Raw genomic sequence first — 14,612 nt, forward strand, 5'->3', positions numbered from 1 at the left:
TGCGCCGCATCTTGTCCTTCACTTCGAGATTCCGGGTTCAAGGCCTTGCGGCCTTGCCCCGGAATGACGGCTAGATCACTCCGCTGCCTGGCTCACCGCCGCTTTTGGCAGCGCCTTCACCAGCGCGGTCAACTCAGTCATCTCGGCCTCGGTGAGGTCGGTCAGCGGCAGGCGGACCGGGCCGGAATCGCGGCCGATCACCTTCATGCCGGCCTTGATGATCGAGACCGCGTAGCCCTTCTTGCGGTTGCGTATCGCGATCAGCGGCAAAATGAAATCCTTCAATCCGGCATGGATGGTGGCATGGTCGCGCTTGCGCACTGCGGCATAGAAGTTGGTGGCGAACTCCGGCACGAAGTTGAACACCGCCGAGGAGTAGGTGGTCACGCCCATGTCGAGATAGGGCAGGGCGAAGGTCTCGGCGGTCGGCAGGCCGCCGATATAGGTCAGGCGGTCGCCCATCTTGCTGTAGACGCGGGTCATCAGCTCGATGTCGCCGATGCCGTCCTTGTAGCCGACCAGGTTCGGGCAGCGCTCGCACAGCCGCGCCAGGGTGTCCGGCTGCAGGATGGCGTTGTCGCGATTGTAGACGATGACGCCGATCTTCACCGATTTGCAGATCGCCTCGACATGGGCGGCGAGGCCCTCCTGCTCGGCATGCATCAGATAGGGCGGCAGCAGCAGCAGGCCGTCGGCGCCGGCCTTCTCCGCGCCAACAGCGATCTCGCGCGCGATCGCGGTGCCGTAGCCGGTGCCTGCCAGCACGGGCACGCGGCCGCGGGTCTCCTCGACCGCGACCTTGACCACCTCGGGCACCTCGGCCGCGGTGAGCGAGAAGAACTCGCCGGTGCCGCCGGCGGCGAACAGGCCCGCGACCTCGTAGCCGCACAGCCAGTCCATGTTGGCGCGATAGGTGGCCTCGTCGAACGAATAGTCGGCCTTGAACGGCGTCACGGGAAAGGAGAGCAGGCCGCTGCCGATCTTCGCAGCCATTTCCTTCGGGGTCATCTTGCTCATCGCGCGGGTCCTTCACGAATGTCCTTGGGAACGGACGCGGCAGGCGCCGGCGCGCATTCCCCCGGCGATGTCGTAGGACCAAGTTCGATGCCGGTCCAAGCTAATGACGGTATCGATTGATACGGATCGGATATCAATCCTCGGCCTGCTGGACAGCCAGGTTGCCGGCGAGATCGACCAGCGCCGGCAGCAGCGGATTGTCGTGATCGCGCCGCCAGACCAGGAACAGCTCGGCCGGCGTCGGGTTGCGCAGCTTCAGCGGACGCAGTCTGACGTCGGCGATCTTCAGGCTGGAGGCGGCTTCCGGCACGATGGCCAGGCCGAGGCCCGCGCGCACCATGGCCAGGATGGAGTGAATCTGGCTGAGGTGCTGGACGTAGCGCGGGAGCACCTCGGCGCGCATGAATTGCGACACCAGCAAATCGTGGAAATAGCGCGCCTCGGTCTGCGAATACATGACGAACGGCTGGCCGTCGAAATCGCGGATCGACACGCTCTCGGCGGAGGCGAGGCGGTGCCGGCGCGGCAGCGCGGCACAGAGCGGCTCGGCGACGACGCGGCGGGTGGCGAATTCGGGGCGCGCGATCGGGGGACGCAGCAGGCCGGCGTCGATCTGGCCGGAGGCCAGCGCCTCGATCTGGTCGCCGGAGACCATCTCCTTCAGCGACAGATCGGCCTCGGGCAGCTCGCTGCGGCAGGCGGCGACGAGGTGGGGCAGGAAACTGTAGGCGGCCGCCGCCGTGAAGCCGATCTTGAGCGAGCCGCTCTTGCCGCTGGCGATGCGCTGCGCCACCTGCGCCGCGCTCTCGGCCATCTTCAGGATGCGCCGCGCCTCCGGGAGGAAGCTGCGCCCGGCCGGCGTCAGCTTCACCGAGCGGCTGGTGCGCTCGAGCAGCACCGCGTCGATGATGTGCTCCAGCACCTGGATCTGCCGCGACAGCGGCGGCTGCGTCATGTTCAGACGGACGGCGGCGCGGCCGAAATGCAGCTCCTCGGCCACGGTGACGAAGCAGCGCAGCTGGTTGAGGTCGAACATCGATGCATCCGAGGTATGAATGGGGTGGGTAATGTGGATGTAGTAGCATCGATCGGGTAGGGTGGGAACGGCAGCGAAAGGCGGTCTTGATATGGCCCGGCTGCAACAGCATCCACCGCCGTCGTCCCGGCGAAAGCCGGGACCCATAACCACAGGGGGTGGTTTGAGGCAGGCTGGTCATGATCAGCTCGCGCCTCACACCTGCTGCGGCGTATGGATCCCGGATCGGCGCCTCGCCGCGCTGGCGCGCGTCAAGGCTTGTCCGGGATGACGCCGGAGAGCGTGGCGGGTTCACGGTTCAAACAGCTAAGGGCAGGTGAGAGACACGTCCTCGCGTTCCCGCGGCACATCATGCCCGAGTCTTGCGATCAGTCCGTCCCTCGCAAACAGTGCAGAGGGCGCAGGGAATGCCGGGTGACAGCCTCACCCATGGCCCGCCTGCGAAAAAATGCAGGCGGCAGGTACCACAGGCAAAGCCGAACACGCCGGCATTCCCTGCGCGATGGTCTTCACGCTTATACGCAGTCTCCCTGGTGCGCCGGCTTGTTGGCCACCATGCCGCGACAAGGCTTGCGCCTTGCGCTGTCGACACCAGCTTCGGGGTGTCAGGACGCTGCGACTTCACGTCCGCGATCGATCGTTCGTCCGCGCCCTCGTTGCCGAAGACGCTGCGATCCCTTGCGGCCACCGCATCCCCGCCTCGCGTGTCGTGACGATCGCGCGCAACGCCCCTCTGCGGTGAGGCGGGATGGCGACAAACAATCACGAATTCCGTAAAAGCGCAAGAGATTTATTTTTTTTAGAAGTCTGGCCGACCCGCCCCGCGAAGGGTTCGAGTGATCCGCGGGCTCTCTCCTCCGTCATTCCGGGGCGCGCGCAGCGCGAGCCCGGAATCCATCGTGCGGCAGAACGTGCGGCGAAATGGATTCCGGGCTCGCGCTGCGCGCGCCCCGGAATGACCGCGGAGTTTGAGGCGCTGACTGCGCTCCCTATCGGCAATGAAGACGCGCAAAAAAAAACGGCGGCCCGAGGCCGCCGTTCAAGTCGAGACCACGCAAGGGGGCGTGGTGCTCAGGAGGCTCGGAGTTCGACGCGCTGGATGCGGCCGACGATGAAGAGATAGGCGAAGGCTGCCACCAGCGCGTTGAGGCCGACGAACACCAGCGCGCCGTTGAACGAGCCGGTGGCCGACAGGATGTAGCCGATCACGATCGGCGTGGTGATGCTGGAGAGGTTGCCGAAGGTGTTGAACAGCCCGCCGGAGACGCCGCCGGCCTCCTTTGGCGAGGTGTCGGAGACCACCGCCCAGCCGAGCGCGCCGATGCCTTTGCCGAAGAAGGCGAGCGCCATCAGGCCGACCACGAGCGCCTGGCCGTCGACATAGTTGCAGCCGATGATCGCCATCGAGAGCAGCATGCCGCCGACGATCGGGATCTTGCGTGCCAGGGTCAGCGATCCCGTCTTGCGCAGGATGGCGTCGGAAATGAAGCCGCCGAGCACGCCGCCGATGAAGCCGCACAGCGCGGGCAGCGTGGCGACGAAGCCCGCCTGCAGGATCGACAGGCCACGCTCCTTGACCAGGTAGACCGGAAACCAGGTCAGGAAGAAATAGGTCAACGTGTTGATGCAGTACTGGCCGATATAGACGCCGAGCATCATCCGGTTCGACAACAGCTGTCCGACATGCGACCAGGTCGGGCCGCCGGTTGCAGCCTTGCCCTCGCGCGCGCCTTCCATGTCGACCAGCGCGCCGCCGTCCTTGATGTAGTCGAGCTCGGCCTGGTTGACATCAGGATGCTCCTTCGGGCCGTACATGGTCTTGATCCAGACCAGTCCCATGATGACGCCGAGCGCGCCCATGACCGTAAAGACGTGGCGCCAGCCGAATTGATGCGCGATCCAGCCCATCAGCGGCGCGAAGATCACCGTCGCGAAATATTGCCCGGAGTTGAAGAAGGCCGAGGCGGTGCCGCGCTCGCTGCTCGGAAACCAGGAGGCGACGATGCGGGCATTGGCCGGGAAGCTCGGCGCCTCGGCGAGGCCGACCAGGAAGCGCAGTGCGAACAGCGCGGTGACGGCGGCGGCGCCGGAGAAGAAGCCGATCCAGCCCTGCATCATGGTGAAGAGGGACCAGACGACGATGCTGCATGCATAGACCCAGCGCGAGCCGAAGCGGTCGAGCAGCCAGCCGCCCGGCACCTGCGCGAGCACATAGGACCAGCCGAAGGCCGAAAACACATAGCCCATCGCGACCGAATCGAGGTGCAACTCCTTGGAAAGCGCGGGCCCTGCAATCGACAGCGTGGCGCGGTCGGCGTAGTTCACGGTGGTGACCAGGAATAGCATGGTCACGATGAACAGCCGCACGCGCGATCGGCGCAATTCGGCCGTGGTTACGATTGCGCTCATGCGCACCACCTCTCTTGTACGTTCCTCGCGGATTGTCCTAGAGGAGATGCAGGGTTGCGGTCCAAACCGAAGCCTGTATCGATCGATGCGAATTTTGGATCGATGCCGGCCTCTGCATGCGGCGGCCGGCAAATCGCGGTTGCGACGTCCGGCCTTTCTCTGCCGCGCCATGCATGAGCTGATCAGGCTTGCACGCTGAGGTTTTGCCGAGGTCTCGGCGCATTTGCGATGATCGCTGCCGCAACCGGCCGAATGGCAGGTGGAGTTCTCCTCACATCCACCGCGCCCCATGCGCCGGATCGCCTTGATCCCGGCGAACTCGCTGCTGACAACATACGAAGCGCAGCGATCCGTTCCGCCCGCTGGGAATTGCGCGCCCGGAACGATGGAGATGCAAACCATCTGTGCTTGTATCCACCGCTGCTGCATGCACAATCGCTTGCGCAAAGCGAACAGGAGCCACGACGCGTGAAGGCCGTCTACACCGAGCTGCACCGCAGCCACGATCCGCAATTCTATCTGGTGCGCGGCGTGGTCAAGCGCACCACCGAGCAGCCCGAGCGGGCGGATCGTCTGCTTGCGGGAGTCAAGGCCGGCAATCACGAATTGGTGGCACCGACGCTGTTCGGCCAGGAGGCCCGCGCGCGCGTGCACAGCCCGGAATATCTCAACTTCCTGGAGGAGGCCTGGGACGCCTGGGCCGCGCTCGGCGACGCCGGCGCGGAGATGATTCCGAACATTCACCCGGTGCGCAACGCGGCGACCTATCCCAGTCACATCGTCGGACGGCTGGGCTGGCACACCACCGACACGTCGGCGCCGATCGGGCCGGGGACATGGGCCGGCGCCTGCGCCGCCACGGATGTCGCCGCGACCGCGGCCCAGCTGCTGCTCGATGGCGAGGATGCGGCCTATGCCTTGTGCCGGCCTCCCGGGCACCATGCCTATCGCGACATCGCGTCCGGCTTCTGCTTCATGAACAATTCGGCCATCGCGGCGGCGCATCTGCGTCAGCGCCACGAGCGCGTCGCGATCCTCGATGTCGACGTCCATCACGGAAACGGTACGCAGGGCATCTTCTACGATCGCTCCGACGTGCTCACCATTTCGATCCATGCGGACCCGACGCACTATTACCCGTTCGTGTGGGGCTATGCGCATGAGCGCGGCGCCGGCGCAGGCCTGGGCGCGAACCTCAACATTCCCTTGGCCCTGAAGAGCGGCGACGACACCTACCTCAAGGCCTTCGAGACCGCGGCGAAGACCATCCATGCCTTCGCGCCCGGCGCGCTGGTCGTGGCGCTCGGCCTCGATGCCTCCGAGCACGATCCGCTCAAGGGCCTCTCGGTGACGACGCCGGGCTTCCGCCGCATCGGCGGCGCTATCGCGCGGCTCGGCCTGCCCACGGTGTTCGTGCAGGAAGGCGGCTATCTCTCCGATATTCTCGGCCAGAACCTGACCGCGGTGCTCGGCGGGTTCGAAGCGGCGCGATAAGCGTCGTGTTACCAGCTCACCGCCATGAGCCCGCGAAGCTACGGGGGGTGATCGGGACGTCGGCAGCCGCCCGGAGTTCCACGGATGGCGAAAGTACAGACTTCCTTAAGGTGGTCCATCGCGACAATGCGGCGCGTTCTGGCCATGGGGCCGCTTCAACGGAGAATGCGGACATGCAGATGCCGATGGCGCTCGGGTTGCGATGGATGGGCGGCGGCGCCGCCGGGACTGATCGGTGAATCGTGGCCGACATCATCAAATTCCCGACGGTGCTGCGCGCCGCGCAGGCGGACATCGCGCTCGCTGCGTCGGTCGGGATCCAGCTGGTGCAGCTCAAGCGCACGCTGGAATCGTGGCGGCAGATTCTGCACCGGCTGGATCAGCTGGCGCAGCCTGACGACGCCGGCCAGCTGAGCGAGCAGTCGCGGCATATCCGCGAGCTGATGGCCGACGCCGAACGCGCCATCGCCCATTTCCAGGCTTGCGAGGGCGCGGCCTCCGACGGGAATCGCGCTCCGGACTAACTCGCCAGCGCCTGCGGCGCCGGCGATGCCAGCTCCCGCTCTGCCGTGCGGACGATATCCATCGTGCGCACGACGCTGGCCGGATTGACGCTGATGGAGTCGATGCCGAGCCCGGCGAGATAGCGCGCGACCTCCGGATAATTGGCCGGCGCCTCGCCGCAGATGCCGACATGGCGGTGGTTGCGATGCGCGCCTTCGACCGCGAGCTTCAGCATCGCCAGCAGGCCGGGATCGCGCTCGTCGAAGTCGAACGCGACGATGTCGGAATCGCGATCGACGCCGAGCGTGAGCTGGGTGAGATCGTTGGAGCCGATCGAGAAGCCGTCGAAATGCCTTGCGAACTCGTCGATCAGGATCACGTTGTTCGGGATCTCGCACATCATGTAGATCTCCAGTCCGTTCTCGCCGCGGACCAGGCCGTGTCCGGCCATCGCCGCGATCACCTTGCGCGCCTCCTCGACGCGGCGGCAGAACGGGATCATGATCTTCAGGTTGGACAGGCCCATCCCGTCGCGCACGCGCTTCAAGGCCGCGCATTCCAGCGCGAAGCCGGCGGCATAGGCCGGATGTGCGTAGCGCGAGGCGCCGCGGAAGCCGAGCATGGGGTTCTCTTCCTTGGGCTCGAAGTCGCGGCCACCGATCAGGCTGGCATATTCGTTGGTCTTGAAATCGGACAGGCGCACGATCACCGCACGCGGGTAGAACGCGGCGGCGATGGTGCCGACGCCCTCCGACAGCCGTTCGACGAAGAAGTCGGCGGGCTTCCTGTAGCGCGCGGTCAGGCGCTTGATGGTCGCGCGGTCCTTTGCCGAATTCACCTTGTCAGGCGCGGCCAGCGCCATCGGATGAATGCCGATCGACTGGTTGATGATGAACTCCATGCGCGCCAGACCGACGCCGTCGTTCGGCAGCAGCGCGGTCTTGAAGGCAAGCTCGGGATTGCCGAGATTGACCATGATCTCGGTCCGCGGCTTGTCGAGCTCGTCGATCGCGAGGCGCTCGACCTCGAACGGCAGGGCGCCGTCATAGACGTGGCCGACATCGCCTTCGGCGCAACAGACCGTGACGGTCGTTCCGGTCTTTGCGCGCTTGCTGAAGTCTTCGGTTCCGACCACCGCGGGAACGCCGAGCTCGCGGGCGATGATCGCGGCATGACAGGTGCGTCCGCCATGATCGGTGACGATCGCGGCGGCCGTCTTCATGACAGGCTCCCAGTCCGGGCTGGTCGAGGCCGCCACCAGCACCTCGCCGGGCCGGAAGGCGCTCAGATCCTTGGCCGTGCGGATCAGGCGGATCTTGCCGGCGGCGATCTTTTCGCCGACGGCGCGGCCGGTCGCCAGCACCTTGCCGGTCTTCTTCAGCGCGAAGGTCTCGATCGCCTCCGGCCGCCGCTGCGACGCCACCGTCTCGGGGCGCGCCTGGATGATGTAGAGCGCGCCGTCGCGGCCGTCCTTGGCCCATTCGATATCCATCGGGGTCGGCCGGCCCGCCTTCTGCGAGTAGTGCTGCTCGACCGTGATGGTGGCCTGCGCCAGCTCCAGCACGTCGGAATCACCGATGCAGAATTTGGCCCGGTCGGCCGGCGGCGTCGCCTCCGTGCGCGTCGGCGCGCCGCGCGCGCGCGCCTTGGCGTAGACCATGCGCTTGTCCTTGGCGCCGAGCCGGCGCGACAGCACGCTGCGAAAGCCCGCGGCGAAGGTCGGCTTGTGGACGTAGAACTCGTCCGGGTCGACCGTGCCCTGCACGATGGTCTCGCCGAGACCATAGACGCCGGTGATGAAGGCGACGTCGCGAAAGCCGCTCTCGGTGTCGAGCGAGAACATCACGCCGCTGGCCGCGAGATCCGAACGCACCATCTTCATGACCGCGACCGACAGCGCGACCTTGTCGTGCGCAAAGCCGTTGTCGATGCGGTAGGAGATCGCGCGATCCGTGTAGAGCGAGGCGAAGCAGCGGCGACAGGTCTCGAACAGATCCTTCGGCCCGCGGATGTTAAGGAAGCTCTCGTGCTGACCCGCGAAGCTGGCATTCGGCAGGTCCTCGGCCGTGGCCGAGCTGCGCACCGCGACGGCGACGCCGCGGCCATATTCCTGCTCCAGCTGCTTGTAGGCCTTGGTGACCTCGCGCCGCAGGTCGTCGCGGTCGGTCGCCGCGAACACGATCGCGCGGGCCTTCGCCGCGCGCCTGGCGAGATCGGCGATGCGGCGCTTGTCGAGGCCGTCGAGCAGCTTGCGCAGCTCGTCGTCGGCGCCGGTTGCGCGCAGCGCGTCGCGATAGCTCGCGGCCGTCAGCGCGAAGCCGTTGGGCACCCGCACGCCCTGCGGTGCCAGCGCCGAATAGAGCTCGCCGAGCGAGGCGGTCTTGCCGCCGACCTCCGGCACGTCCTCGATGCGAAGGTCCTTGAACCAGCGGATGTAGCCGGATGCCGTCATGACGTGTCTCCCGCACTGCAAAGCTCAGTTTGTCCTGCCGCGCGGCGCCGGCCTTGCGCAAGATCAAGCGGGATGGGGCCGCGGCTCCTTAGATGATTCCATGACAGAAGTTCCCCAGCGGCAACCGTTCGCTGCCGATGAACCCGACGATCTCCGACCCGCTGACATGGCCGACGACGAGAACGAGGACGGCGATCGGCAGTGGTCGCGCTTCTGGCTGACCGCGCGGAACTTCTGGCGCGGATGGGCGGCCTGGCGCGTGTGGCTGCTGTGCGCGGTGCTGGTCGGCATCGTCGTGCTGCAGCTCTATGTCCAGTTTCGCTTCAACTATTGGAACAGGGATTTCTTCGACGCGCTGGAGAGCCGCGATCCGGCGCGGCTGCGTCACCAGGCGATTCTGCTCGTCCCGTTATGTGCCGCGAGCGTCGTGCTGGCGGTCGCCTCGGTGTGGGGCCGCATGGCAATGCAGCGCAACTGGCGGCAATGGATGGCGGCCAAGGTGATCGACTATTGGGTCGAGAACGACCGCTACGCGCGGCTCGCCACGGTGCAGGGGGGGCAGAAGATTCCCGAATACCGGATCGCCGAGGACGTCCGCATCGCCACCGACGCGCCGGTCGATTTCGCCGTCAACCTGATCTCGTCGGTGCTGACCGCGATCATCTTCGTGCAGGTGCTGTGGCAGGTCGGCGGCCCCATCGGCTTTGCGGTCGCGGGAATCCAGCTGTGGATTCCCGGCTATCTGGTGGTCAGCGTCGCCGTCTATTCCGGGCTCGTCACCGGCGCGATGCTGTGGGTCGGCCGGCCCCTGACGCACGTCATCCAGGTCAAGAATCAGGCCGAGTCGGAGCTGATCACGGCGGCGCATCTGCTGCGCGACATCGGCGAGGGCGTCACGTCGAAGCGGGAGGAGCGCAGCGTCATCGCCGGGCTGTGGCTGGCGCTCGATCGCGCCATCCGGCAGTGGAAGCGGCTGTGCTGGCAGCTCATGCGCACGACCCTGGTCTCGCACACCAACAGCCTGCTCGCGCCGATCATCGGTCTCGTGCTGTGCGCGCCGAAATTCCTCGGCGGCGAGATGACGCTCGGCGAGCTGACGCAGGCTGCGGCCGCGTTCACGCTGGTGCAGGGCTCGTTCAACTGGCTGGTCGACAATTACAGCCGGGTCGCCGACTGGATGTCGTCGCTGGAGCGCGTCGGCGGCCTGCTGCTGTCGCTCGACCGGCTCAACGGGGATGTGGAGACGGAGGTCACGCCGTCTCGAGCCGCACGTCAGCCAGCAGACGGCTGACATCGGCGGGGTCGCACAGCGCCGTCCCAGTGCGCAGCAGCGCGGCGGCCCCGGCGGCGACGGCGAAGCGAAACGCGTCCTCGAGCGGCTCGCTCGCGGCAAGCTTCGCCACCAGCGCGCCGAGAAAGCTGTCGCCGGCGCCGACGGCATTGACCGGCACCATCGTCAGCGGCTGGGCACGCAGCACGCGCTCGGGCGTGACGAGCAGCGCGCCGAGATGACCCATGGTCAGGGCGATCATTCCGACCTTGCCGTTCATGATCAGGACGCGGGCGGCCTGTTCCCATGCGGTCGCGTCCGACGGCTCGCCGCCGACGAGGTCGCGCATCTCGTGCAGCGACGGCTTGATCAGGTCGACCCCGCCGGCAACGGCCGCGGCCAGCGCCGGGCCCGACGTATCCAGGATGAATTGCGCGCCGCGCGTTCGTGCGACCGCGGCCAAGCGGGCGTAGTAGTCGGTCGGCACGCCGCGCGGCAGGCTGCCGCTGCCGACCACGAAGCGCGGAAACGGATCGAGTCCGCCGAGCAGCGCGAGACCCGCCTGCCACTCGGGCTCGGTCAGCGCAGGCCCGGGCAGGATGAAGCGATAGGGCTGGCCGGTCGCGCGCTCCTGGACGAAGAAGTCCTCGCGCGTGTCCTCGGCCGTGGTCCAGGTCAGGCTGCTGACGCCTTCCGTGTCGACGAGCTGCCTCAGCAGCACGCCGGTCGGTCCGCCCACCGGATAGAGCGCGGCGACATCGCCGCCGAGACGGGTGATGACGCGGGCGACGTTGATGCCGCCGCCGCCGGGATCACGCCGCTGCGTCGTGCCGCGCAGCTTGGCCACCGGCACGATTCGCTCGACGGTCGTCGAGACGTCGACGGCCGGGTTCGGCGTGATCGTGACGATGTCGCTCATGGGATGTCAGTGCGCGGACGCGCCGCCGCTCGCGGTGATGCCGGACTCATGGAACGATTTGAGGCCGAGGAAGCTGATGTCGGGCTTGGTGACGAGATGCACGGGGATCGGCCGCAGATAGCTGTCATAGCGCCCCTTGCTCTCGAACTGCCTGCGGAAATCGGATTTTGCAAAATAATCCGGAAAACGCGGCGGGATGCCGCCGGCGATGTAGACGCCGCCACGGGCGCAGAAGGTCAGCGCGAGATTGCCGGCGACGGCACCGAGCCAGGCGCAGAACATGTCGAGCGTGGCGCGGCAGGTGGCGCAGCTGCCGTCGAGCGCGGCGTGGGTGATCGCGGCAGCATCGCGCGATGGCACCGTGACGCCGTCGGCGGCGGCGACCGCCCGGTAGACGTTCTCGAGCCCCATGCCGGACAAGGCGCGCTCGATCGAGACATGGCCGAAGCGCTCGCGCATCTTCGCCAGCACCAGAGCCTCGCGTTCCGTCGTCGCCGGCAGGGTCGCGTGGCCTGCCTCGGTGACGGCCACCGTGGGGCGGCCGTCGCCGGGCAGATAGCAGGCCGCACCAAAACCGGTGCCCGGGCCGATCACCAGCATCGGCGCGCCGTCGACAGCCGCGCTGCCGCCGAGCGGAAACAGATCGTCCGGATGCAGCGCGGGCAGGGACCAGCCCACCGCCTCGAAATCGTTGAGGAGCTTTGCCGAGCGCAGATTGAACCGGGCGGCCAGCTCGGCGCCGTCGATGACCCAGGTCGAGTTGGTCAGCATGCCGCGATTGCGCTCGATCGGGCCGGCGATGTCGAGCACGGCCGTGGACGGCGCGCCGCCGGCCGCGTTGCGCGCCAGGAAATCGGCGATCGCGTCGGTGATGGTCGGGAAGTCCGCGACCTTCAGGTGCGCGACGTCTCCGATCGTGCTGCCGTCGAGCAGCGCGAAGCGCGCATTGGTGCCGCCGATGTCTCCCAGAAGAACGCGATCGCTCATTCCTTTAGCCGCTTTCCGTCCATTTGTGCGGCTCGGCAGCGTGCGCCAGGGCCCGCCGAGCCGCAATCATCTCCGCATACCATCGCGCCGATGCCTTGGGAATGCGGCGCTGCGTGGCGTGGTCGACATAGACAATGCCGAAACGCTGCGAATAGCCTGCCCCCCATTCAAAATTATCCAAGAGCGACCACACGAAATAGCCGCGCACGTCGGCGCCCGCTCGGATCGCCTGTTCCATGGCCGCCGTATAGGCCTTGAGGTAGCTGGTCCGGTCGTCGTCCTGGATGTGGCCGGAGGCATCGATCACGTCGTTCGCCGCGGTGCCGTTCTCCAGCACGTAGATCGGCAGGTGGAACCGCTGGTGGATGTCCAGCAGCGTGTCGCGGAACGCCTCGGGCACGACCGGCCAGCCGATCGTGCTGCGCGGCACGGTCTCCGGCGCCGGGCCGAAGCTGGCGCCGATCAGGTTGGTGCCGTCCCTGACGTAATGCGGCGAGTAGTGATTGAGCCCGAACCAGTCGACCGGCCGGGCGATCTGCGCCATGTCGCCGGGCGCGATATAAGGCGAAATCGCGTCGAGCAGCTCCGGCGGGTAGCTGGCAAAGGCTTGCGGGACTGGAAAGGCGTCGTTCCAATAGGCCGCGAGCCGCAGGGCCGCCGCAGCGTCGGTGGGACTGCTCGTGCAGGGATAGCAGGGCTGGCGGTTGTGAATCGCGCCGATGGAGGCGCCGGCCACGTCTCTGCGCAGCACGTCGACGGCGCGGCCATGGCTGAGATTGACGTGGTGGATAGCCTTGTGCAGCGCCGCCTTGTCGGCGATCCCCGGCGCATGCCATCCGAGGCCGTAGCCGAACAGCGTGAACACGCAGGGTTCGTTGAAGGTTGCAAAGCGCTTGACACGGTCGCCATAGCGCCGCGCCACCAGCGCGGCGTAGTCGGCGAACCAGCCGGCGATGTCGCGGTTCTGCCAGCCGCCGAGCGCCTCGAGCGCCTGCGGCAGGTCCCAATGATAGAGGCAGAGCCACGGCTCTATCTCCGCGGCCAGCAGCGTGTCGATCAGGCGGTCGTAGAAGGCAAGACCGGCTTCGTTGGCAGCGCCTCGTCCCTGCGGCAGCAGCCGCGGCCAGGCGGTCGAAAACCGGTACGCGTTCAGGCCGAGGTCGCGCATCAGCGCAACGTCCTCAGCGAAGCGGTGGTAGTGATCGCAGGCGGTCTCCGCGGTGTCGTTGGTCTTGATCCGGCCGGGGACGTGCAAATAGACATCCCAGATGCTGTCGGCGCGACCGTCGAGATGGGCGGCGCCCTCGATCTGAAAGGCCGAGGTCGACGCGCCCCAGAGGAAGCTCGGACGGTTGGTCATGACGTGAGGCGTCCTGCTCGGTTGCGCTGGATCGCATGATGCAGGTTGCAGGCCGCCGGCCGTTGACCGGGATCAAGCCGGCGCTGCCATGGGCCGTCAGGGCGGTGCCCTGCGCCGGCGAGGGACGATCATGCAGGCAACGGGCTTGCATCAGAACCGAAAGCTGTGGAACGTGCGGCCGCCGAAAACGGGAGTCCCGGCGCGAATGAGCGTGTTTCTGCTGCGGCGATGCCTGACCTTGCTCGCGACCCTGGTCGGCGCGTCGTTGATCATTTTCCTGGTGCTCGACGCCCTGCCGGGCAACGCCGCCCAGATGCTGATGGGCGCGGATGCCTCGCCCGACGCGGTCAGGGCGCTCACGGTCAAGCTCGGGCTCGATCAGCCGCTGGCGCTGCGCTATCTGCACTGGCTGGGCGGCCTGGTGAGCGGCAATCTCGGCAACAGCTATGCCTATGGCACGCCGGTGGCCGAGCTGATCGGTGAGCGGCTGACGATGACCATTCCGCTCGCGATCCTGGCGATGGGGCTGACCACCGTGCTGGCGCTGGCGGCCGGCATCTACACCGCCGCCAATCACAACCGGGTCGGCGATGTCGGCGTGATGTCGCTGACCCAGATCGGCATCGCCTTGCCGAACTTCTGGTTCGCGATCCTGCTGATCCTGCTGTTCGCGGTGAAGCTGCAATGGCTGTCGGCCGGCGGCTTCCCCGGCTGGGAGGACGGCATCTGGCCCGGCTTGCGCTCGCTGTTGCTGCCGGCGGTGGCGCTCGCGGTGGTGCAGGCCGCGATCCTGGCGCGGGTGACGCGCTCGGCCGTGCTCGACGTGCTGCGCGAGGATTTCGTCCGCACCGCGCGCGCCAAGGGCCTGACGAAACGCGAGGTGCTGTGGCAGCACGTGCTGCGCAACGCGATGATCCCGGTGCTCACCGTGATGGGCCTGCAATTCGCCAATCTGCTGGCCGGCACCATCGTGATCGAGAACGTGTTCTATCTGCCGGGACTTGGGCGTCTCATCTTCCAGTCGATCGCCAATCGCGATCTCATCGTCGTCCGCAACTGCGTGATGCTGCTGGCGGCGATGGTCATCGTCGTCAACTTCGTGGTCGACGTGCTCTATGCGGTGATCGATCCGCGCATCAAGGTGCACGAGCTGTGAGGTCGTCG

11 protein-coding genes are annotated in these 14,612 nt (G+C 67.0%); 4 read left to right on the plus strand and 7 right to left on the minus strand.

From position 1 onward, the window contains the following. Positions 1–75: 75 nt before the first annotated feature. The 3 genes from kdgD to QXZ94_RS32065 form a co-directional block, all read right to left on the minus strand. Entirely contained in the window at positions 76–1,017 is a 942-nt protein-coding gene (gene kdgD, locus QXZ94_RS32055) for a 5-dehydro-4-deoxyglucarate dehydratase (RefSeq protein ID WP_315725185.1), read from the minus strand. Between the two features lie 133 nt (positions 1,018–1,150). After that, positions 1,151–2,053, minus strand: coding sequence for a LysR substrate-binding domain-containing protein (locus QXZ94_RS32060; protein ID WP_315725187.1), 903 nt, complete (start codon positions 2,051–2,053; stop codon positions 1,151–1,153). Between the two features lie 1,071 nt (positions 2,054–3,124). Beyond that, positions 3,125–4,462 carry an MFS transporter gene (locus QXZ94_RS32065; RefSeq protein ID WP_315725189.1) on the minus strand — a complete coding sequence of 446 codons (1,338 nt, stop codon included), beginning with the start codon at positions 4,460–4,462 and terminating at the stop codon, positions 3,125–3,127. Between the two features lie 468 nt (positions 4,463–4,930). Between QXZ94_RS32065 and QXZ94_RS32070 the strand changes: the two genes are divergently transcribed. Beyond that, a complete protein-coding gene (locus QXZ94_RS32070) occupies positions 4,931–5,956 on the plus strand; it encodes a histone deacetylase family protein (RefSeq protein ID WP_172114225.1) in 1,026 nt (341 codons plus the stop codon). A 242-nt stretch (positions 5,957–6,198) separates the two neighbouring features. Continuing rightward, complete coding sequence (locus QXZ94_RS32075) at positions 6,199–6,480, plus strand: hypothetical protein (protein WP_315725192.1); 282 nt, start codon at positions 6,199–6,201, stop codon at positions 6,478–6,480. Here QXZ94_RS32075 and ppsA read toward each other — a convergent pair. Further along, the gene (gene ppsA, locus QXZ94_RS32080) at positions 6,477–8,912 is read right to left on the minus strand and encodes a phosphoenolpyruvate synthase (protein ID WP_315725194.1); all 2,436 of its coding nucleotides are present in this window, start codon (positions 8,910–8,912) and stop codon (positions 6,477–6,479) included. The two genes, QXZ94_RS32075 and ppsA, sit on opposite strands and share 4 nt — an antisense overlap. A gap of 100 nt (positions 8,913–9,012) precedes the next feature. On the opposite strand from ppsA, the gene QXZ94_RS32085 reads away from it, so the two are divergent. Next, complete coding sequence (locus tag QXZ94_RS32085; RefSeq protein ID WP_315725196.1) at positions 9,013–10,203, plus strand: SbmA/BacA-like family transporter; 1,191 nt, start codon at positions 9,013–9,015, stop codon at positions 10,201–10,203. Here QXZ94_RS32085 and QXZ94_RS32090 read toward each other — a convergent pair. Genes QXZ94_RS32090 through QXZ94_RS32100 form a run of 3 tightly spaced genes read right to left on the minus strand, consistent with a single transcriptional unit; the run spans position 10,163 to position 13,448 of the window. Next, the gene (locus tag QXZ94_RS32090; RefSeq protein WP_315725198.1) at positions 10,163–11,101 is read right to left on the minus strand and encodes a 1-phosphofructokinase family hexose kinase; all 939 of its coding nucleotides are present in this window, start codon (positions 11,099–11,101) and stop codon (positions 10,163–10,165) included. The two genes, QXZ94_RS32085 and QXZ94_RS32090, sit on opposite strands and share 41 nt — an antisense overlap. Before the next feature lie 6 nt (positions 11,102–11,107). Next, the gene (glk, locus tag QXZ94_RS32095) at positions 11,108–12,088 is read right to left on the minus strand and encodes a glucokinase (protein ID WP_315725200.1); all 981 of its coding nucleotides are present in this window, start codon (positions 12,086–12,088) and stop codon (positions 11,108–11,110) included. A 4-nt stretch (positions 12,089–12,092) separates the two neighbouring features. Then, positions 12,093–13,448 (minus strand): GH1 family beta-glucosidase, encoded by a 1,356-nt coding sequence (locus tag QXZ94_RS32100; RefSeq protein WP_315725203.1) that lies wholly within the window; start codon positions 13,446–13,448, stop codon positions 12,093–12,095. Positions 13,449–13,653: 205 nt separating this feature from the next. Here QXZ94_RS32100 and QXZ94_RS32105 point away from each other — a divergent pair, with 205 nt between their 5' ends. Then, positions 13,654–14,604, plus strand: a complete 951-nt coding sequence (locus tag QXZ94_RS32105) for an ABC transporter permease (RefSeq protein ID WP_315725205.1) — start codon at positions 13,654–13,656, stop codon at positions 14,602–14,604. Positions 14,605–14,612: the final 8 nt, after the last annotated feature.

This window comes from Bradyrhizobium sp. SZCCHNS2022 (assembly GCF_032377575.1).
Classification (GTDB): domain Bacteria; phylum Pseudomonadota; class Alphaproteobacteria; order Rhizobiales; family Xanthobacteraceae; genus Bradyrhizobium; species Bradyrhizobium aeschynomenes.

What these genes read in the sequence shown, in the direction of transcription:
- ppsA (WP_315725194.1), bottom strand. Translation starts at nt 8,912, where the DNA reads ATGACGGCATCCGGCTACATCCGCTGGTTCAAGGACCTTCGCATCGAG.
- QXZ94_RS32060 (WP_315725187.1), bottom strand. Translation starts at nt 2,053, where the DNA reads ATGTTCGACCTCAACCAGCTGCGCTGCTTCGTCACCGTGGCCGAGGAG.
- QXZ94_RS32090 (WP_315725198.1), bottom strand. Translation starts at nt 11,101, where the DNA reads ATGAGCGACATCGTCACGATCACGCCGAACCCGGCCGTCGACGTCTCG.
- QXZ94_RS32065 (WP_315725189.1), bottom strand. Translation starts at nt 4,462, where the DNA reads ATGAGCGCAATCGTAACCACGGCCGAATTGCGCCGATCGCGCGTGCGG.
- QXZ94_RS32105 (WP_315725205.1), top strand. Translation starts at nt 13,654, where the DNA reads ATGAGCGTGTTTCTGCTGCGGCGATGCCTGACCTTGCTCGCGACCCTG.
- kdgD (WP_315725185.1), bottom strand. Translation starts at nt 1,017, where the DNA reads ATGAGCAAGATGACCCCGAAGGAAATGGCTGCGAAGATCGGCAGCGGC.
- QXZ94_RS32100 (WP_315725203.1), bottom strand. Translation starts at nt 13,448, where the DNA reads ATGACCAACCGTCCGAGCTTCCTCTGGGGCGCGTCGACCTCGGCCTTT.
- glk (WP_315725200.1), bottom strand. Translation starts at nt 12,088, where the DNA reads ATGAGCGATCGCGTTCTTCTGGGAGACATCGGCGGCACCAATGCGCGC.
- QXZ94_RS32085 (WP_315725196.1), top strand. Translation starts at nt 9,013, where the DNA reads ATGACAGAAGTTCCCCAGCGGCAACCGTTCGCTGCCGATGAACCCGAC.